This window comes from Frankia sp. CeRuru1 (assembly GCF_977966315.1).
The window spans coordinates 1-18,433 of sequence record NZ_CDWWEW010000057.1 but is presented as its reverse complement, the minus strand read 5'-3'; the positions used below and the strand labels follow the sequence as shown (position 1 = coordinate 18,433).

The window sequence follows — 18,433 nt, the reverse complement described above, 5'->3', positions numbered from 1 at the left end:
GGTCCCACCCTGCGCCGCCTCCGCCACGACCCAGACCTGCTCACGGCCATCCTCGGCCTCGAAAACCCGATCTGACCAGCATCAACGACTTTGCGGCACGCCCTGGTCACCATTACGAACTGCTCCAACAACTACGGCCCGTACCAGTTCCCCGAGAAAGTGATTCCGCTGTTCATCACCCGTGCGCTGCTGGGCGAGCCGCTGCCGTTGTATGCCTCGACGAAGAACCGGCGGGAGTGGCTGCACGTCGACGATCACTGCCGCGCGGTGGAGGCTGTGCTGAAACGAGGGCGGATCGGGGAGACCTACCACGTCGGCAGCGGCGTGGAGGCCGACGTGGAGACCGTCGCCAACCTCGTCCTTGCCGAGCTGGGTAAACCGGACACGCTGAAGACGATCGTGCCGGACCGGCCCTCGCACGACCGCAGGTACCTTCTGGACTCGACGAAGCTGCGCGACGAGCTGGGCTGGGTGCCGGCCGTCCCGTTCACGGCGGGAATGCGGTCGACCATCGACTGGTATCGCGACAACGAGTCATGGTGGCGGCCCCTTGTCGGGCGTTCCCCGGTCGTTGAGAGCGCGTGGGCTGCTCCGACTCGGAGAGGCGCCGGAGGGTGGGGTGTGACGGTTGCTCCGGAGCGCCGCGGTCGGGACCGAGGCCGTCTTTGAGCTCGTGGTAGTCGTGCTCAATTCGCCAAGCGCAGAGTCCGCGGTACCTGGCCGAGAGGCCACCGGGTCCACATCGCCGGCCGGCCCGCAGGAAAAGGCGGGAATGCGGACGATCGCCGGCGAGCTGGGCTGTGCCCCGTCGATGATCAGCGTAGAGTTCCGGCGCGGCCGTCACCCGCGGACGACGGTACCGGCTGTTCGCGGCCCAGGCTCCGGGCAGACGTCCGCCGGCCGCGGCCGAAACACGGGAAGGCCACCGACCTGGCCGTTAACACCCGCGAGCGCCTCGACGCCGTCGTCGCTCAACTCGGCAGTCTTGCGTGCGAGGAGTGCCCCCTGGACCCGCCCCGAATTTCATCTGGATGACCGTGGCGCAGTTGGTGGCCTTCGTCCAGCACTGCAGTTACGTCAACGTTCAAGCACGCACCCCTGTTGACCTGCATCAGCGCGCTTCCCGAGCCGGCGGTCGACTCGAAACCCTGCTGACCTCGACCGACTCTCGAGGCGCAGTCGCCACGATGGGGCCACCTCGCCGGCGTCACCGCGACCCGGTGGACTGATTAGGAGCAACGTGATCAGAACCCGTAAGTGGGTCCGCGCGCTGGCCGCGCTGGCCGCCGGTGCCGCCGTCACCGTCGCCGCTACCCCTGCCTCCGCCGCGGACACGCCGGCGCAGACGGCGGTTACCACCGCCAGCACCGTCCCGTACGTCTGCCAGACCAGGATTTCGGGCACGTGGACACCGGTGCTCGACTACAGCCGAGGGTTCAGCGTCACCGCGCCCAAGCAGGTCGCGCCGGGGTCGAAGGTGCGGATCTCGTTCAACCCGGATCCGATCGTGGCCGACGCACGGTTCAACAAGGAGATCCGCCTAGTGCCGGTGACCTACCGACTGCCAGCCGGCGCGCAGTTGCTTGACTACAGCCTCTCCGAGGGAAGCGGCCTCGGTTCCTCTCGTCAGGTGGTGTCGCCGTTGGGTGACGAGATCCAGGTGCTCGCAAGCGGCCCGTTCCACGGGGGGACCGCGTTCGACCTGCCGACGCTGACGGTGACCCTCAAGGCGCCGCAGTCGGGCGTGCTGACAACCGGCCCGGGTGGTGACAGTTTCCTCGACCCGGGCTTCGGCTGGTGGCGCGAGCAGACCACCTCGCTGCAGTGGGATCCCTTCCAATGCTATCCCGACCCGGCCCAGCCGGTGGTGTTCTCCACGACAACGATCAGCTGACAGCTGCTTCGACCCATTTCCGGAGAAGTGTGTATGCTCGCCTATCGGCGTACACACTTCTCCGTTCGTGTTGTGCGTCGACCCGCGCCGTTGATCGCCGACCCACGAGGTTGACACTTCGATGACCCGCGACGAGGACGTCTCCATTCCCCTTGGTCATAAGGAGTTGTCGATCGGCGAAATGGCGCGACGCAGCGGCGTCTCGGTGTCGACACTGCACTTCTACGAGTCCAAGGGCCTGATCAGCGCGCGGCGGACCGCCGGCAACCAGCGCCGGTACGATCGGGAGGTACTGCGTCGTATCGCCTTCGTACGCGCCGCGCAACGGTTCGGTATCCCGCTCAACGAGATCGTCGAGGTGCTGCGGCAACTGCCCGAAGGGCGGACCCCGACACGGCAGGACTGGGCGGTGTTGTCCGAGAACTGGCGGTCCGAGATTGATCGCCGGATGGAGGACCTCCGGCGGCTACGCGAGAATATCACCGACTGCATCGGGTGCGGCTGCCTCTCCATCGCCCGGTGCGCTCTGGTCAATCCCGAGGATGAGTACGGCCGGCGGGGTCCCGGAGCGCACCGGCTGCGCGGAGACACGGATCCGTCCTGACCCCACCGTTCCGGCCGCCGTCGGACGACGGAGAACCGCCGGGCCGAGGGTGTGGCCCGGAGGTTTCGTCATTGCCGTGTGGATCCTCGGGGCAACGTCAGGGTCAGGCCAACCGCGATCGCCATGACCAGCGAGGCGATCAAGAAGATGATGTTGATGCCGCTGGTGAATCCGTCGAGCAGCGGGCGGGCGATACGCTCGTCGATAGTGCCGAGGAACGACGTGTCCTTCAGGTCGCGGCCGGCGGTTCCGTCCCGCAGTTGCTCCAGCGTCGTCCGCGTGACCGGATCGCCCAGCACGGCGGGATCAGAGGCGGCGGCCTGGAAGCCGGGATCAGATCGCTGGGCCCCGTACGCGTCGGCGATCCTGCCCGGCACCAGGGCGAACAGAAGGGAGAACAGGATTGCCACCCCCACCGCACCGCCCATCTGACGGGAGAAGTTGTAGAGGCCACTGGCCACACCTATGTTCTCCGGCGGGACGCTGTTCTGCATCGCGATAAGCACGACCTGCATGAATATTCCCAGGCCGAGACCCATCAGCACGACGACCGCACCAACGAGCCACAGGGACGTGTCGTTGTCGACGAAGGCGATGGCTAGGTAGCTGACCATCATAGTGGCCAGTCCCGCGGCGAGTAGTTCCCGGTACCGGCCGGTGCGCTCGATCAGTGGGCCGCAGAGCCGTGAACCGACGGTTGTCGCCAATGACTGAGGCAGCAGCATCAGGCCGGCGGCGGTGGGAGACATCCCCTTGCCGATCTGCAGGTAGAGCGGCAAGAACGTGAGGCCGGTGAACACCCCCACCCCGCCGAGGAGGTTAACGGTGTTGACCAGGCGGAAGGCCCCGACCCGGAACAGCTTCGGCGGGAGCAGCGCGTCATCGCCTCGCCGGCGCTCCACGGTCACGAAGAGCATGAGCAAGAAAACACCGACGGCGTATGCCACGACGGCGCGGGACGACGCCCATCCCCAGTCCCGGCCGCGCTCGCTGATCAGCAGCAACGGCACGATTCCCGTGACGAGCAGCAGCGAGCCGGCGTAGTCGATGCGCCGCGATCGGCGCGGTGTGGCGGGCGGCTGGAAGTGTGTGCCGACCAGCACCAGCGCAACCAGCCCGATCGGCAGATTGAACAGAAAGATCCACCGCCACCCCGCCAGACCGAACAACGAGTCTACGCCCGCGAAGAAGCCACCGACGACCGGGCCCGAGACGCTGGCGACGCCGAAGATGATGCCGAGGTTGGCTTGATACCGGGCGCGTTGCTCGCGCGGCAGGAGGTCGGCGAACACCGCGAGGGCGAGCGACATGAGGCCGCCCGCGCCGAGTCCCTGCACGCCGCGGTAGAAAGCCAGCTCGTACATGGACTGGGCGATGCCGCACAGGAGCGAACCGACGAGGAAGAGGGAGATCGCGACGAGGTACAGCCGCTTGCGTCCGAAGATGTCGGACAGCTTGCCGTACAGCGGGGTCGAAATGGTGGAGGTGATGAGGTAAGCAGTGGTCGCCCACGCCTGGAGGGTGATGCCGTTCAACTGGTCGGCTATGGTGCGCAGCGCTGATGCCATGATCATGCTGTCGAGCGCCGAGAGGAAGACGCCGATCAGCAGCCCCGAGATGATGCTCAGGATCGTCCGCCGACTGAGTGGCGCGGCGCTCACGGTCTCGACCTGTCCCACCATCGCGGGTTCAGCCCCTTCCATGACGCGCGGAGGGCGGGCGGGATCCGCCGGCCGGCACCGGGGCGGAGGTGTCCGGCAGCGCGCGTTCGGTGACCTTCCTGAGCTCGAAGAAGGCGTCTTCCGCGACCAGCGCCCGGAACGCCTCCCAGAAGCGGAGCGCCCGCTCGCCGACGAGGATCTCGGACAGGACTGGACCGAACTGCCCCGGCGTTCCGTTGACCGACACGGTCGGCACGCCGATCGGCGCACCTGGCCGGTCACCCGTGGGCACCCTGGCCTGCTCCGCGCGCAAGGCGTCGTCCCAGCGCGATTCCGTGGCGGCCCCGGCGAGACCCGCGTCCAGCCCGGCGGCGGTCAGCGCCCCGGCGAAGACCGCACCGAGGGAGCCCAACCGTTTCAGCCACTGGGCACGCCCCTCACGGAATCCCACCCGGATGTCAGTCAGGGCGCCACCATCGTCGTGCAGGCGCTGTCCCAGGGCGGTGTAGAGCGGCCCCACCACGTGCTCGCCGTGAGCTTCCGCGGCCGCCGCGAGCATACGTACCGGCCCCCGAGCCAGTTCCTGCAGCTCGTCGGGGGCGGCTCCGGGCGCGGTGTGGAGCAGCCCCAGGCTCAGCGGGTGCCACCGTACGGTGACCGGCCGGTGCCGTTGCACCTCCACCATCCAGCGTGAGGTGATCCATGAATAGGGGCACAGCGGATCGAACCAGAAGTCGACGTGATCCATGACCGCCAGCGTGCAACCTCCAGCGCGCTTGAGGTCAAGCCGGCGTGCCCCACCCGGCGGCGTTGTCGGCCGACCTTCGAGCGGCGGTCGAGCACGCCGTCCCATCCTCGGCCCCGGCGTCGTTTCGTGGCGGGACATCGCGCCACCGACCAATCCTCCGGAGGTAACCGTGCACAAGCCAGTGGGCTCCACACCGCCGGGCACGGCAGCGCGATGAAGGGCATAATCCTGGCCGGGGGGAACGCCACCCGGTTGCGGCCCGTCACCGCGGTGACCTCGAAACAACTTCTTCCCGTGTACGACAAGCCGATGATCTACTACCCGCTGTCCGTCCTCATGCTGTCCGGCATCCGGGAGATCCTGGTGATCACCACGGGCGAGGACCAACCTCAGTTCCGCCGCCTTCTCGGGGACGGCTCCGACCTGGGCCTGCGTCTGACTTACGCCGCGCAGACGCGCCCGCGTGGCCTGGCCGACGCCTTCCTGCTCGGCGCCGACCACATCGGGGACCAAAGCGTGGCGCTGATTCTCGGCGACAACGTCTTCCACGGCTCGTCGTTCATCCAGAACCTCCAGGCCGCGACTGAGCGGGTGGGCGGGTGCCGGCTGTTCGGCTATCCGGTCAGCGACCCGCACCGGTACGGAATCGCCGAGGTCGACACGGAGGGCCGACTCCTGTCGCTAGAGGAGAAGCCCACCGCGCCGCGGTCCAATCTGGCGGTCACCGGTCTGTACCTCTACGACAACGACGTGGTATCGATCGCTCAACAGGTCCGTCCCTCCCCTCGGGGAGAACTCGAGATCACCGACATCAACCAGGTCTATCTCGACCAGGGCAGGGCGGCGCTGACCGAGCTCGGGCGGGGAACCGCCTGGCTGGACACCGGAACCTTCAGCTCCCTGATGGAAGCCGGCCAGTACATCGAGATCCTTGAGCGGCGGCAGGGCGCTCGGATCGCGTGCATCGAGGAGGTGGCGCTGCGGATGGGATACATCGATGCGGCCGCCTGCCTCCGGCTCGGCAAGGCCATGGAGAATTCGGACTATGGCCGCTACGTCATCGAGGTGGCGACTGGGTCCCGGATCCCGGAGTTGGTCCCGTAAGCGACGATCAGCGGGGCTGTTCGACCGGCCCCGCGCCGGCCGGCCGCCGGTGCACGGCCCGTCGGCCAGGCTCGCGGTCGTCGCCACCGCGACCGCCACCCCGCCCTCGGGGCAGAGCGTCTGGACACACCGCACGCTGGCTGGATATCTGACCCGCCGTGGCCTGCCGATCTCGTCGGCGACCGTCGGGCGGGTCCTGGCCGACGCCGAGGTCCGCCCACACCGGGTCCGGGGCTGGCTCAACCGGGCCAACACCCCCGACACCCCCGACTTCTGGCACCAGGCCGGCGAGGTCTGCCGGCTTTACCTCGACGGGCCCGTCGAGGGCACGCCGCTGCTCTCGGTGGACGAGAAGACCGGGATCCAGACGAAAAGCCGCAAGCACCCCGAGATCCCCGCCCGACTGGGCCGCGACGCGTGCCGTGAGGTCGAGTACGTCCGCCACGGCACCGTCTCGATCGTCGCGGCGATGGACGTGTTTACCGGGCAGGTCCTCGAAGCGCAGATCGTCGACTTCACCTTCACACACAACGAGACCGCCCGGATGGAGACCGGCCCGAACGGGCGATTCCCGGGCGGAGGGTGGAGCCGGCAGGATGACCCGACGAAGGGCGTCGGCTGGAAGGGCCACGCGTGGGACGCACCTACTCGATCACACCGTGAAGGGACGCTTCTCCCTGGCCTCCGCGAGCGCGACCGCCCACCACTCCAGCTGCTTTACCAGGGTCTGCGCGGCCGCGTTGCAGCCGCCTGGGTCCTTTGGCGTGCCGTCGGCGTTGAACTGGCTACGGGCGCCATGAAAGCTGACGGTGTCGCGAAGGCCGACCGCGTGCAGCTCGGCGAAGACCTGGCGCAGGTGCTCCACCGCGCGAAGCCCGCCCGCCTGGCCGCCGTAGGAGATGAAGCCCACCGGCTTCGCCTGCCACTCGGTGAAGTGCCAGTCGATGACGTTCTTGAGTGCGGCGGGGTAACTGTGGTTGTACTCGGGAGTGATCACGACGAAGGCATCGGCCGCGGCCAGCTTCCGGGTGATCTCTGCCAACTCCACGATTCCCGGCCCGCTGGAGGCGCCCAGCTTCTCCGGTAGCGTGATGTCGTCGAGATCGACAACGCTCGTGACGAATGAATCATACGCGGCGACCTGCTTGACGAACCACTGGGCGACCACTGGGGCAAAACGCCCAACCCTGGTGCTTCCGACGATTATGGTGAGATTAATGGAGTTATCGATCACCGGCGTCCTCTCATCGTGTGGACCGAGGTAACCCGCACTCCTAGCCGACGGGGACTATCGCGGCGTACTGCGTTGCCCACGACGAGACGGTGAGGAGTATGCGCATGCGGGCCCTCCCAGTAGGTAGGTGGAGCCCAATGTCGTAGATCGTCGTCGCGTCTCACTTGAGTGGCTTTCCGACCGCCTCGTCACATGGCCGCCGTGGCCTCACGACGTGCGCGCGCCCGCTGCGCCGCGGACAGCCTCGGCGAGGAGGTCCACCTGAGCGGGATCAGCGCTGTTGCCCATGAATAGAAGCTGGTCGCAGCCCGCCTTCTCGAACTGCTCGACCGCGGTGACAATGTCGTCGTGGGTGGTGAGCGCGGCGTCGATGGAGTACCGCACCCATTCGTCGCCGATGAAGGCGTAGTACGGCCCGATGGCGTCCGCGGCGGCCTGCCTCGCGTCGGGGCCGAGTGCGAACATCAGTGACGCGACCAGTTTCGGCGACCCGGTGTGTCCTCCGGCAGCCCACGCCTGTTGGACCTTGGGGACGAAGTCCCGGAACTCCTTCACGGTGCAGTCGCCGATGACCCAGCCGCCTCCGTAGGTGGTGATGCGGCGCAGGGTCGCTTCCGACATACCGCCGAAGAGCAGAGCCGGACCGCCAGGGGTGGCCGGGGGTGGACCGACCTCGCTGTCCGGCTGCCAGAAGGTATGCAGGTCGGCCAGCAGCTCATCCAGCTGCCGCCCGCGCTGCCGGAAGTCCAGCTTGCTCAGTGTGAAGTCCTCTTCGCGGCCGCCGGGTGCCAGGCCGAGATGGAGCCGCCGCGGCCCGGCCAGCCGGTCCACGGTGGCCGCGGACTTGGCGAGCAGTGCGTGGTTGGCGCGTAGCGGCGCCACCAGAATGGTGCTGATCAGCTTGATCCGCTGGGTGACACCGGCCGCGGCGGCCAGTGTCACCAGCGGTTCGGGGGAGGACCAGTTCAACCGATCGCTGACGCTCAGGGCGGAGAACCCCGCGGCCTCCGTTCGTGTCGCCCACTCGATCAACGTGCGTCCGTCAAGGTCTCGTACATGGCCGGGAAGTCCTACGCCGATGTCCATGGGGCTCGTGCCTTTCCTCAGCGCTGCGGTCGGTATCCGAGATTGTCAAACCTCAAGTGGACTTGAGGTCAAGGACGCGGCGCGCGCCTCCCCGGCGAGCTTCAAGCGGGTCTCTAGGCCACGTGTCCATGCTGGCCGGGCCACCAGCAGGGAAGGGGACAGCCGATGCCTGAGCCCGCCGAGCCGAGCACCGGAACCGCCCGGAGCGACGACCTCCGCACGGTGGGTGTGGGACTGCTCGGCTGCGCTGACATCGCGACGCGACGGATTCTGCCGACGTTGGCGGGTATCGCCGGGGCCCGGCTCACCGCGGTCGCGAGCCGCGACCCGGTCAAGGCCGCAGACGTCGCGCGGCGCTACGGCGGTGAGCCGGTGCATGGATATCAGCACCTACTTGATCGCGACGACGTGGCTGCCGTCTATCTGCCGCTGCCTGCCTCCCTGCACGCCACCTGGATCCGGCGGGCGCTGCTCAGTGGCAAGCACGTCCTGGCCGAGAAGCCGTTGACCACCAGCCACGCCGAGACCGCCGAGCTCGTCGACCTCGCGGCCCGCCACCGACTGGTGCTCCAGGAGAACTACATGTTCCCCTGGCACAGTCAGCACACCGCGATCCGCACGCTGCTGGCTGAGGGCACGATCGGCGATCCGCAGTTGTTCACCGCGACGTTCGCCATCCCGCCCCGGCCCGAGGGGGACATCCGGCTGCGCCCCGAGCTCGGCGGCGGGGCGCTGCTCGACACAGCGGGCTACCCGCTGCGGGCCGCTCTCCTGACGCTCGGGCGGGAGCTGACCGTTGCCGGCGCGGCCCTCCGGCAGGACTCCCGGACCGGGGTGGACCTCGGCGGCGGCATCCTGCTGCACCGCACGGACGGCGTGACGGCGCACCTGTCCTTTGGCCTGGCCCACGGCTACGTCTCGCAGCTCGAGGTGATCGGCAGCAGCGGTTCGATCCGGGTGGAGCATGTCTTCACCACTCCGCCCGCACACTGCCCGGTCGTGACGGTCGAGCGAGGTGGCGCCCGGGAGCGCCACTCGCTGGCCCCCGACGACCAGTGCCGGAACGCCTTGACGGCGTTCGTCGCGGCGATTCGCGCGCGTCGCGTCACCAGCCACGGCGACACGCTCGCGCACGCGCTGATCGTCGACCGGGCCCGCGCGATGGCACGCCAGGTCACGGCCGGCTGACGGCAGCACCCGACACCCGGTTCCCTTTCCGACGCCCGGTGGCACCGGGACCGCTAGCGCAGGAGGCACAACGACATGGCTGACGACAAGTCACTGATCCTGGAGCAGGTCCGCAAATACCATCGGGACACTGTCCGGGACGAGTTCATCCCCGGAGTCACGCCCGTACTGTCGTCCGGCGCCGTCCTCGACGAGGGTGACCGCGTCGTCCTCGTCGAGGCGGCTTTGGACATGCGTATCGCCGCCGGGGTCAGCGCGCGACGCTTCGAGCGTGACTTCGCGAGGTACTTCGGGCTGCGCAAGGCTCACCTGACGAACTCCGGGTCCTCAGCGAACCTGCTCGCCGTCAGTGCGCTGACGTCACCCGCCCTGGAGGAGCGGCGGCTGAACCCGGGCGACGAGGTCATCACCGTCGCCGCGGGCTTTCCGACCACAGTGAACCCGATCATCCACAACGGAGCCATACCAGTTTTCGTAGACGTCGACCTCGGCACCTACAACACCACCGTCGACCGGGTCGCGGAGGCGATCGGGCCTCGGACGAAGGCCATCATCATCGCTCACGCGCTCGGGAACCCGTTTCTGGTGGCCGAGATCGCGGACCTCGCCGACCAGCACGAACTTGTGCTGATCGAGGACAACTGCGACGCGGTGGGTACTCGCTACCACGGCCGGCTCACCGGCACCTTCGGCGACATCGCCACGGTCAGCTTCTATCCCGCGCACCACATCACCATGGGCGAGGGCGGCTGTGTGCTGACGAGCAACATGGCGCTGGCTCGCATCGTGGAGTCGCTGCGGGACTGGGGCCGGGACTGCTGGTGCGAGCCGGGCGAGGACAACAAGTGCCTCAAGCGCTTCGACCAGCAGCTTGGCGACCTGCCGCACGGCTACGACCACAAGTACATCTTCTCGCACGTGGGATACAACCTGAAGTCCACCGATCTACAGGCGGCGCTCGGCCTCTCCCAGCTGCGCCGGGTGGACGACTTCGGGGCCGCCCGGCGGCGGAACTGGCAGCGTCTGCGCACGGCGCTCGACGGGCTGCCCGGACTGCTGCTGCCGGAGCCGACGCCCGGCGGCGATCCGAGCTGGTTCGGCTTCGTCATCACCGTGCGGCCGGACGCCGGCTTCACTCGCGCCGGCCTGGTAGCCCACCTGGAGGGGCGGCGCATCGGCACCCGCCGGCTCTTCGGCGGCAACCTCACCCGCCACCCGGCCTACCGGAACAGGCAGTACCGCATCGCGGGGTCGCTCGACAACAGCGACCTCATCACCGAGCACACCTTCTGGATCGGTGTCTATCCCGGCCTGACCGCCGAGATGCTGGACTACGTGGCCGGTTCCATCCGCGAGTTCGTCCTGGCGAACCGCTGACGGGGGTCGGCTGCCCGGTACCCGGATCGGGGTGCCGGGCAGCCGGGGCGGTCAGCGGCCGGACCCCTCCCGCGACACCTCGGCCAGGGCCCGGAGGACGGCATTCTGCCGCCGGTCCCGCTCGTCGGCGAGTTCCTCGTAGGTACGGTCGCCGAAGGCCGCGTCGGCCTGATCCAGGATCGCTCCTACGGTGCCGTCGTCGAGCGCCGGACTGCCCAGCTGCTGCCAGCCACGCTCCAGCCCGGTCCCCAGACTGCCGAGCCAGTGCCGCAGGCCGCCCCGCCCACCGGCGAGGTGGAAGGACCGGAACGGCCCGGTGGTCGCCCAGCGCAGACCGATCGAGGCGGTCACCATCTCGTCGAGTTCGGCCACCGTGACCACGCCCTCACGGACCAGGTGGACGCATTCGCGCAACAAGGCGGCCTGCAACCGGTTGGCGACGAACATCGGCACCGGCTCCCGGATGAGGACTGGGGTCCGGCCCACGGACCGGTAGAAGGCCAGAGCCCGCTCGATCGCGGCCGGATCGGTCTCCGGGCCGCCTACCACCTCGACCAGCGGGACGACGTGCGGAGGATTGAACGGATGCCCGACGAGCGCCCGACCGCGGTCGCCCATGAGGGCGGTGAAGTCGGCCGGCAGCAGCTTCGAGGTGGACGACAGCAGCAGGGCCCCGGGCGCCGCCGCCGCGCCGATGCGGGCGAACAGCTCCTGTTTGATCGACAGGTCGTCAGGCGCGTTCTCCTGAACCACGTCTGCGCCCTCCAGCGCCTTCTCCAAGTCGGTGCCCACCTCGAGGCCTTCGGTCAAGCCCTCTCGCCTCGGCACGCCGTGGGCCAGCCCTGCAGCGAACGCCGCCACGCCGGCCAGGACCTCCGGCCCGGCGTCCGGCCGGCGGCTGATCACCCGAACCGGCAACTCGTACGCGAGAAAGAGCGTGATCCAGCCGACGGCGATGGTGCCTGTGCCGATCACAGCGACTGTCGGCCGATTCTCCTCCGCCATGGTCCCGTGCTCCCTTCGAGACGACGTGGTGTTCCCGCGCGCACAGTGCCGAAAGCGGCTCGGGAGCCGGTCGAACCACGATCGACGAGGCCGCCAGGAATCCGTCGATGAACGCTCGAAGCGGATTCGAGGCCCTCCGGCGAGGCTGCCGGTCGAGGGCCGGCCACCCGGCAGGCACCGCGCACACCCTGCTGGAGGAGAGATGAAGGTCGTCAGCTTCCACGAGTTCGGAGACCCGAGCGTGCTGCGCCCGGCGGAGGCGCCCGAGCCAGTCCCGGGCCGCGGTGAGGTGCTGATCGACATCGAGGCGGTCAGCGTCGGCTTCGCCCAGACCCAGATGCGGCGCGATCTCTTCCCGGCGCCAATGTGGAAGCCGTTCTTCCCGGTCGTGCTCGGCGGCGACGTCGTCGGCCGGGTGGCGGCCACCGGCCCAGGGACCGGCGCAGGGGCCAGCCCACACACCGGCACGGTACGCCTCGGCGACCGGGTGGCTGCTTTCACCCTGCACGGCGGGTACGCGGAGAAGGTGGTGGTTCCCGTGGACACACTGCTACCGGTGCCGGACGGCCTGGACGCTGTGTCGGCGACGGCGCTGCCCGGGACCGGTCCGATCGCCATGGGCACGTTGGATACCGCGCCGGTGCGGCCCGGCGATCGGGTCCTCGTCCAGGCGGCTGCGGGCGGGATCGGGCACCTGAGCGTGCAACTGGCCCGGCTGGCCGGGGCCAGGCAGGTGATCGGCACCGCCGGATCCAACGCCAAACGGGCGTTCGTCGAGTCGCTGGGTGTCGATGTCGTCGTCGACCCCACCGACCCCGGCTGGGTGGACACCGTACGGGAGGCCACCCACGGGGAGGGCGTCGACGTCGTGCTGGACGGTGTGGGTGGCGATCTGCTGCCGGTGGAGGTGGGTCTGCTGGCGCCGTTCGGCCGTCTCGTGTTCTATGGCTCCGCCGGCGGGGGACGGTCAGTCCCGCCGGTGTCGCTGATGACGCTGATCGGCATGCGGTTCGTGACCGGCTTTGCGCTGTCGGCGTGGCGCGAGGCACGGCCGAAGGAGTACCTCGCCAACCATCGACGGCTGGTCGAGCTGCTGGTTGGCGGCGAGTTGCGGCAGCACATCCACACCGTGCTCCCGTTGGCCGAAGCGGCGCGGGCGCACGAGATCATGGAATCCCGGGCCTACACCGGCCGGATCATTCTGACCGTCAGCTGATCACCGGGAGGGCGAGCTGATGACGATGACGTAACCGAGGTGGTCACGCTCCAGCGTGGCGATGTCCGAGATGGATGCCTTGAACTGCTCGGCGAAGGCGGCGCCGCCACGCTCCTCGACGAGATGGTAGTTGTCCGCCACGAGCCGGTCGATGCGCTGTGCCGAGCGGCGCAGGTGCGGCGTCGCGTCCTCGAAGTCTGTGATCTCGAGGTCCACCGCGCGCAGCATGTCGCGGTAGTCGTCGGCCGTGGGTAGGGAGGCGACAGTGAACCCCTCGGTGAGAACCCGCCGCCATCGAGCCGACAGCTCCCCCGACTCGACGTAGTCCGCCAGCACCAGCCGTCCACCGGGAGCCAGCACCCGGTGGATCTCGCGCAGGGCCCCGGGCCGGTCACCCAGGTACATCAGCGACTCGACCGCCCACACCGCGTCGAAGGAACCATCGTCGTACGGCAGTTCCGCCGCGTCGACGAGTTCGAAGCCGACGCGGTCGCCGAGCCCGGCCTCCCGAGCCAGCTTCTTGCCCTGTGCCACCTGCTCGGCGCTGACGTTGATGCCGACGACCTCGGCCCCGGTGGCCGCGGCCAGTCGGATCGTCGGCCGGCCGGTGCCGCACCCGACGTCGAGCACCCGCTGGCCGCCGCCTACCCGGGTCCGTTCGATCAGCACGTCGGTGAGCCGGTCCTTCGGATCGGCGGCCGGATCGACGTCGTCCCAGTAGCCGATGTGCAGGTTGTGGCCCATGAATATCTCGTACAGCCAGCCTCTGTCGTCGTAGAACTCGCCCACTTCTTCCGGGGTCAGCGCCTCCGGTTGCGTCATGTGCCCGCTCCTTCATGGTCTCGGTACCTCGTCGGGCGATGGTCGCAACCCGGCGTTGACGGCAGCTCGAATTGCGGTCGAGCGGACCGGCCGGCGACAGGCGCGTTCCAGCCGGTGTCGAGCGGCGTTCTATCCGCCGCCGCGACGATCGGGCGATGAAGATTCTCTTCGTGGCCGGCGGGTCCTCCGGCGTCATCTTCTCCCTGGTACCGCTGGCACAGACCGCCCGCAACGCGGGGCACCAGGTCGTTATGGCGGGGCCCAAGGACGTCATGCCGACGGTCACCGGCGCCGGTCTGCCGGGGGTGGCGGTGACCTCCCGATCGATGCTGCAGACCCTTGAGGACGAGGACGGCAACCGGCTGCCGATCCCCGCCGATCTGCATGAGCGTTTCATCTTCAACGGCCGGTGCTTCGGCCGGTACGCCACCTGGTGTATGGACGCGCTGCTGGAGTTCGCCCGCGCGTGGCAGCCCGACCTCGTGGTGGGCGGCGTGCTGGCCTTCGCCGCGCCCCTGGTAGCCAGCCACGCCGGGGTGCCGTACGTGAAGCACGCCGTCGACATGGGCGAGCCCCGCACCATCGACCTCGCCGCGGCGGCGGAGCTCGGCCCGCAGCTGGAGCGGCTCGGCCTCTACGACATGCCCCGGCCGGACCTGTTCATCGACATTTGCCCGCCGAGTCTGCGGCCCGCCGACGCGCTCCCGGCCCAGCTGATGCGGTACGTCCCCTACGCCACGCCCCGGGCCACGCAGCCGTGGATGTATACCCGGGGCGATCGGCCACGGGTCCTGCTCACCGCGGGCAGCAGGATCACCCCGGATTTCTACCTCGACGTCCTGACCGGACTGGTCAAGAAGGTGGAGCACCTGGACGTCGAACTGCTGGTCGCCGCGCCGGACGACATGGCCGAGCGCCTCGGCCCGCTGCCGGACAACGTACGCGCCGGTTGGCTGCCACTCGATGTGGTCGCGCCGACCTGCGACGTCGTCATCAGCCACGCCGGCGGAACCACCGTGCTGAGCGCGCTGGCCCACGGCGTGCCGCAGGTGCTGATCCCGTACCTGCCCTATGTCGTGGATTACAGCGAACGACTCACCGCGGCCGGTGTCGCGCGCATGATCGTGCCGGGCGACGACACCGCCGAACACATCACCGCCGTCTGCCGGGAGATCATGTCCGACTCCGGCTACCGGGACCGGGCCGCACGGATCGCCGTGGAGATGGCGGCCATGCCGCTGCCGGCGGAGGTGGCCGGCGTCCTGGAGCAGCGCTACGGCCCGCGGAGCGGTGCCCGGCGGCCAAGCTCGACCAGCGCGACGTCTGACGAAACGGAGGGCCTCCGATGATCAGCCTCTTCCAGCCCCAGGTGGGCGACGACGAACTGAAAGCGGTCAGCGACGTCTTCTCCAGCAGATGGCTCGGTCACGGGTCCCGTACCGAGGCCTTCGAGGCGGCCTTCGCCGCTCATCTCGGCGTACCCGCCGACCGGCTGATTTTTCTCAACTCGGGTACCGCGGGGCTGTTTCTCGGTCTGGAAACGCTGAACCTGGGCCCCGGCGACGAGGTCGTGCTGCCGTCGACGAGCTTCGTCTCCGCCGCCAACGCCATCATGGTGACCGGCGCCCGGCCGGTGTTCTGCGATGTCGACCCCGGCACCCAGAACCCGGGGGTCGAGGATGTGCGCCGGGTCGTCACACCCCGCACCCGGGCAGTCGTCGTGCTGCATTACGGCGGCTATCCGGGCCGGGTCACCGAGATCGCGGAGTACTGCCGCGAAGAGGGTCTCACGCTCCTCGAGGACGCCGCCTGCGCGCCGGCGTCGCGGGTCGGCGGCCGGGCAGTCGGTACCTTCGGTGACCTGGCGATCTGGAGCTTCGACGCGATGAAGGTCATCGTGACCGGCGACGGCGGCATGCTGTACGTGCGCGACGAGGAGCGCGCCAGGCGGGCCCGGCGTCTCGCCTACCACGGGCTCGAACGCTCGAGCGGATTCCGGTACGCGGGCGTCTCGCAGCGCTGGTGGGAACTGGCCGTTCCGGAGATCGGCCGCCGTCTCATCGGCAACGATCTGACCGCGGCGATCGGCGCCGTCCAGTTGGAGCGCCTACCGCAGATGGTGGCGCGGCGCCGTGACATCGTAGAGCGGTACGACCGCGAACTGACCGGTGTCCCTGGCGTACGGCGTCCGCCGGCGCTGCCGTCCGGCCACGAGTCGTCGTACTACTTCTACTGGGTCCGGCTGGATCCGGCGGTGCGCGACGCCGTCGCCCAGGATCTGCTCGCGGCGGGAATCTACACCACCGTCCGGTACACCCCCCTGCACCAGGTGTCGACCTACGGCGCCGGACCCGTCACCCTCCCCGGCGCCGACCGGGCCGGTCGCGAGACGCTCTGCCTGCCGCTGCATCCCGGTCTCGACGACAGCGACGTCAGCCTCGTCGTCGACCGGCTGACCGCCGCCGTCGCCGCGCGTTCATGACCGCCGCCGTCGCCACGCGCCAGCCCAGCGGGAGGAAGCCGTGCGCCTGTTATTCCTGAGCTTTCTCGCCAAGACGCTGCACGAGACCGCCATGGGGCTGGACCTTGCCGACCAGCTCCGCGGGGCCGACGTCGAGAGTTGTTTCCTCATCGACTCGTACAGCGTCGATCAGCTGCGCGAGGCCGGTTATCCGCACCGGGTCGTCCCTCCCGGAGCCGGGGCGGATCTGGTCACCGTCGTCGCCGGCGCGATCGCGGATTGGCGTCCGGACATCCTGGTGCCCAGCGACTTCATGGGCTACTGGACCAGCTGCCACACGACGTACCGGGTGGACCCCTGGTTTGTCGACGCCTTCGATCTGCCGGTCCTTCCGCTGGACTGCTACGACATGGGTCCCGGCCAACGGCAGGTGGAGCTGCTGGGTCGGCTCACGCCGATCGGCGACCGGATCGCGTCCATGCCTCGGCTGCGGCCGGTGCCCTCGGGTCGGCTCACCGGCGCACTCGGGGATCCGGCCGTGCCCTACCGCGCCACGACGACGCTCGAACCGCCGTCCGCCGCCGCCCGGGACCGGGTGCGGCACTCGCTCGGGGTGTCCGGCGGCACCCGGCTCCTGATGATCCCTACCCTTCCCTGGCAGGAGACCATGCTCACCCGCGCCGGGCCGGCCAGCCGGGAACTGGCGGCGCGTATCCCGGAACTGGTGCTGCACTACCTCACCCGGCTGCCGGCCACCACCGAGTTCCTCGTCGCCGGCCCGGACTTCGGAGCCTTCGGCCGCCTTCCGGAGGGCCGGCTGCACCGGCGGCCCCGCTACGGCGCGCGGGAGTACCTCGACCTGCTCGGCGCCGCGGACGCCGTTCTGGCGCTCTCGCTGCCGTCGTTTGCCCTGGAACGGGCGGTGTGGACCGATGTGCCCGGGGTGGCCGTCGTCAACGGTTTCGACTTGGCGGACGACAACGGCGTCGAACGTCTGCACGCTGCGATCGGGGAGCCCAGCCCCGCCGTACGCTCGTGGCTGGACGCCTATCCCGGGCCCCTGCCGTCGTACCAAACCTGGCCGATGCGGTGGAACGATCTCGTCCGGCCGACGTGGAGCGGCAACCCGTTCGCGGCTATGATGGTCCACGAGGAAATCCTCGACGAGGAGTCCGTCAGCACGGCTTTGGATGCCGTGTTGTACGACGAGTCGGTTCGTACGGAGCTCGCCGAAGCGCGGGCCGGATACCGCCGTGCCCTGGCAGCGTTGCCGGCTACCATCGAGGCGTTCCACCAGGTGGCGAGCGTGCACGGCCTCACGTTCTGACCGGTCCGGGAGTACCGCCGGAAGCGGCACCCGAGGGCGGGGCATCGCCCATCGGCGATGCCCCGCCCGGCGGTGGATCGGTCACCGGACGCTGGAGGCCGCTGCGGCACGGTCCAACTCGGCGCGGACCATCTCCGGCGGCTGCATGCCCGAGAACGGCCGGCCGCCGTCGACGACGAGCGTCGGCACGCCGCTCACCCGCAACTCGGCGGCGCGGCGCTGATCGGCGATGACGGCGTCGGCGTAGCGGTCACCGGCGAGCACCGCGCCCGTCTCCTCCTCGGGCAGGCCCACCTCGTGCGCCAACTCCAGCAGGACGAGGTGGTCGGCGACGTTCCGCCCCTCCGCCTGGTAGGCCCGCAGCAGCGCCTCGACGAGCGCATCGGCCCGCTCATGGTCGGCCGCGAAATGGGTCAGCCGATGCGCGTCGAAAGTGTTGACGGGACGCGCTTTGTCGAGGTCGATAGCCAAGCCCAGGTCCGTGCCGAGCTGCTCGATCAGGGCCAGCCGCGCGGGCAGCTGGTCCGGTGCGGTCCATGTGGCCATCGCCTCGGCGGCGGTCGGGCCAGGGATGCGCCCCTCGTCCGGTGACAACTGATAGCTGCGCCACCGCAGTCGAACCTCGTCGCGGCCGGGAAAATCCGTCAGGACCCGCCGCAGCCGGTGCTTACCGATGTAGCACCAGGGGCACAGCACGTCGTAGAAG

At 69.3% G+C, this 18,433-nt stretch carries 17 protein-coding genes and 2 pseudogenes; 12 read left to right on the top strand and 7 right to left on the bottom strand.

Annotation, left to right across the window (positions count from 1 at the left end; all coding sequences use genetic code 11):
• Positions 1-105 precede the first annotated feature (105 nt).
• The 4 genes and pseudogenes from AC08OP_RS06710 to soxR form a co-directional block, all read left to right on the top strand.
• Positions 106-585: pseudogene (locus tag AC08OP_RS06710) on the top strand (dTDP-glucose 4,6-dehydratase); the annotation flags it as partial.
• A 404-nt stretch (positions 586-989) separates the two neighbouring features.
• Entirely contained in the window at positions 990-1,229 is a 240-nt protein-coding gene (locus tag AC08OP_RS06705; RefSeq protein WP_476613391.1) for an NDP-hexose 2,3-dehydratase family protein, read from the top strand.
• A gap of 11 nt (positions 1,230-1,240) precedes the next feature.
• Positions 1,241-1,894: a hypothetical protein gene (locus AC08OP_RS06700; RefSeq protein WP_476613390.1), complete on the top strand. Its 654-nt coding sequence runs from the start codon at positions 1,241-1,243 to the stop codon at positions 1,892-1,894.
• Between the two features lie 121 nt (positions 1,895-2,015).
• On the top strand, positions 2,016-2,498 hold the full coding sequence (gene soxR / locus AC08OP_RS06695) for a redox-sensitive transcriptional activator SoxR (protein WP_476613389.1): 483 nt from the start codon (positions 2,016-2,018) through the stop codon (positions 2,496-2,498).
• Between the two features lie 68 nt (positions 2,499-2,566).
• Here the strand turns inward: soxR and AC08OP_RS06690 are convergent, their stop codons facing one another.
• Positions 2,567-4,159 carry an MDR family MFS transporter gene (locus AC08OP_RS06690; protein ID WP_476613388.1) on the bottom strand — a complete coding sequence of 531 codons (1,593 nt, stop codon included), beginning with the start codon at positions 4,157-4,159 and terminating at the stop codon, positions 2,567-2,569.
• Positions 4,160-4,187: 28 nt separating this feature from the next.
• Positions 4,188-4,907 (bottom strand): mycothiol-dependent nitroreductase Rv2466c family protein, encoded by a 720-nt coding sequence (locus AC08OP_RS06685; RefSeq protein WP_476613387.1) that lies wholly within the window; start codon positions 4,905-4,907, stop codon positions 4,188-4,190.
• A 213-nt stretch (positions 4,908-5,120) separates the two neighbouring features.
• On the opposite strand from AC08OP_RS06685, the gene rfbA reads away from it, so the two are divergent.
• Both rfbA and AC08OP_RS06675 read left to right on the top strand, forming a co-directional pair.
• On the top strand, positions 5,121-6,011 hold the full coding sequence (gene rfbA / locus AC08OP_RS06680) for a glucose-1-phosphate thymidylyltransferase RfbA (RefSeq protein ID WP_476613386.1): 891 nt from the start codon (positions 5,121-5,123) through the stop codon (positions 6,009-6,011).
• Positions 5,905-6,198: pseudogene (locus tag AC08OP_RS06675) on the top strand (hypothetical protein); the annotation flags it as partial. The gene rfbA and the pseudogene AC08OP_RS06675, both read left to right, overlap by 107 nt.
• Before the next feature lie 465 nt (positions 6,199-6,663).
• Here the strand turns inward: AC08OP_RS06675 and AC08OP_RS06670 are convergent.
• Together AC08OP_RS06670 and AC08OP_RS06665 are read right to left on the bottom strand one after the other, a co-directional pair.
• A complete protein-coding gene (locus tag AC08OP_RS06670; RefSeq protein ID WP_476613385.1) occupies positions 6,664-7,245 on the bottom strand; it encodes an NADPH-dependent FMN reductase in 582 nt (193 codons plus the stop codon).
• A 207-nt stretch (positions 7,246-7,452) separates the two neighbouring features.
• Positions 7,453-8,331, bottom strand: coding sequence for an LLM class flavin-dependent oxidoreductase (locus AC08OP_RS06665; RefSeq protein ID WP_476613384.1), 879 nt, complete (start codon positions 8,329-8,331; stop codon positions 7,453-7,455).
• 165 nt (positions 8,332-8,496) lie between these two features.
• Here AC08OP_RS06665 and AC08OP_RS06660 point away from each other — a divergent pair, with 165 nt between their 5' ends.
• Positions 8,497-9,519 carry a Gfo/Idh/MocA family protein gene (locus tag AC08OP_RS06660; RefSeq protein WP_476613383.1) on the top strand — a complete coding sequence of 341 codons (1,023 nt, stop codon included), beginning with the start codon at positions 8,497-8,499 and terminating at the stop codon, positions 9,517-9,519.
• A 75-nt stretch (positions 9,520-9,594) separates the two neighbouring features.
• Positions 9,595-10,896, top strand: coding sequence for a lipopolysaccharide biosynthesis protein RfbH (rfbH, locus tag AC08OP_RS06655; protein ID WP_476613382.1), 1,302 nt, complete (start codon positions 9,595-9,597; stop codon positions 10,894-10,896).
• Positions 10,897-10,947: 51 nt separating this feature from the next.
• Here the strand turns inward: rfbH and AC08OP_RS06650 are convergent, their stop codons facing one another.
• Positions 10,948-11,901: a 3-hydroxyacyl-CoA dehydrogenase NAD-binding domain-containing protein gene (locus tag AC08OP_RS06650; protein ID WP_476613381.1), complete on the bottom strand. Its 954-nt coding sequence runs from the start codon at positions 11,899-11,901 to the stop codon at positions 10,948-10,950.
• A gap of 202 nt (positions 11,902-12,103) precedes the next feature.
• On the opposite strand from AC08OP_RS06650, the gene AC08OP_RS06645 reads away from it, so the two are divergent.
• Positions 12,104-13,117, top strand: coding sequence for a quinone oxidoreductase family protein (locus tag AC08OP_RS06645; protein ID WP_476613380.1), 1,014 nt, complete (start codon positions 12,104-12,106; stop codon positions 13,115-13,117).
• Here the strand turns inward: AC08OP_RS06645 and AC08OP_RS06640 are convergent, their stop codons facing one another.
• A complete protein-coding gene (locus AC08OP_RS06640) occupies positions 13,118-13,939 on the bottom strand; it encodes an SAM-dependent methyltransferase (RefSeq protein ID WP_476613379.1) in 822 nt (273 codons plus the stop codon).
• Between the two features lie 155 nt (positions 13,940-14,094).
• Between AC08OP_RS06640 and AC08OP_RS06635 the strand changes: the two genes are divergently transcribed.
• Genes AC08OP_RS06635 through AC08OP_RS06625 form a run of 3 tightly spaced genes read left to right on the top strand, consistent with a single transcriptional unit; the run spans position 14,095 to position 17,727 of the window.
• Positions 14,095-15,288 carry a glycosyltransferase gene (locus AC08OP_RS06635; RefSeq protein WP_476613378.1) on the top strand — a complete coding sequence of 398 codons (1,194 nt, stop codon included), beginning with the start codon at positions 14,095-14,097 and terminating at the stop codon, positions 15,286-15,288.
• Entirely contained in the window at positions 15,285-16,421 is a 1,137-nt protein-coding gene (locus AC08OP_RS06630; protein WP_476613377.1) for a DegT/DnrJ/EryC1/StrS family aminotransferase, read from the top strand. The genes AC08OP_RS06635 and AC08OP_RS06630 overlap by 4 nt, the downstream gene beginning before the upstream one ends.
• Before the next feature lie 40 nt (positions 16,422-16,461).
• The gene (locus AC08OP_RS06625) at positions 16,462-17,727 is read left to right on the top strand and encodes a DUF6365 family protein (protein ID WP_476613376.1); all 1,266 of its coding nucleotides are present in this window, start codon (positions 16,462-16,464) and stop codon (positions 17,725-17,727) included.
• Positions 17,728-17,808: 81 nt separating this feature from the next.
• Here AC08OP_RS06625 and AC08OP_RS06620 read toward each other — a convergent pair.
• The coding region (locus tag AC08OP_RS06620; RefSeq protein ID WP_476613375.1) for a DsbA family oxidoreductase at positions 17,809-18,433 on the bottom strand (625 nt) is incomplete at its 5' end.

Excerpts from the sequence above, each read along its gene's own strand:
- AC08OP_RS06665 (WP_476613384.1), bottom strand. The coding sequence starts at position 8,331 with ATGGACATCGGCGTAGGACTTCCCGGCCATGTACGAGACCTTGACGGA.
- AC08OP_RS06645 (WP_476613380.1), top strand. The coding sequence starts at position 12,104 with ATGAAGGTCGTCAGCTTCCACGAGTTCGGAGACCCGAGCGTGCTGCGC.
- rfbA (WP_476613386.1), top strand. The coding sequence starts at position 5,121 with ATGAAGGGCATAATCCTGGCCGGGGGGAACGCCACCCGGTTGCGGCCC.
- AC08OP_RS06660 (WP_476613383.1), top strand. The coding sequence starts at position 8,497 with ATGCCTGAGCCCGCCGAGCCGAGCACCGGAACCGCCCGGAGCGACGAC.
- soxR (WP_476613389.1), top strand. The coding sequence starts at position 2,016 with ATGACCCGCGACGAGGACGTCTCCATTCCCCTTGGTCATAAGGAGTTG.
- rfbH (WP_476613382.1), top strand. The coding sequence starts at position 9,595 with ATGGCTGACGACAAGTCACTGATCCTGGAGCAGGTCCGCAAATACCAT.
- AC08OP_RS06635 (WP_476613378.1), top strand. The coding sequence starts at position 14,095 with ATGAAGATTCTCTTCGTGGCCGGCGGGTCCTCCGGCGTCATCTTCTCC.
- AC08OP_RS06640 (WP_476613379.1), bottom strand. The coding sequence starts at position 13,939 with ATGACGCAACCGGAGGCGCTGACCCCGGAAGAAGTGGGCGAGTTCTAC.
- AC08OP_RS06685 (WP_476613387.1), bottom strand. The coding sequence starts at position 4,907 with ATGGATCACGTCGACTTCTGGTTCGATCCGCTGTGCCCCTATTCATGG.
- AC08OP_RS06630 (WP_476613377.1), top strand. The coding sequence starts at position 15,285 with ATGATCAGCCTCTTCCAGCCCCAGGTGGGCGACGACGAACTGAAAGCG.
- AC08OP_RS06650 (WP_476613381.1), bottom strand. The coding sequence starts at position 11,901 with ATGGCGGAGGAGAATCGGCCGACAGTCGCTGTGATCGGCACAGGCACC.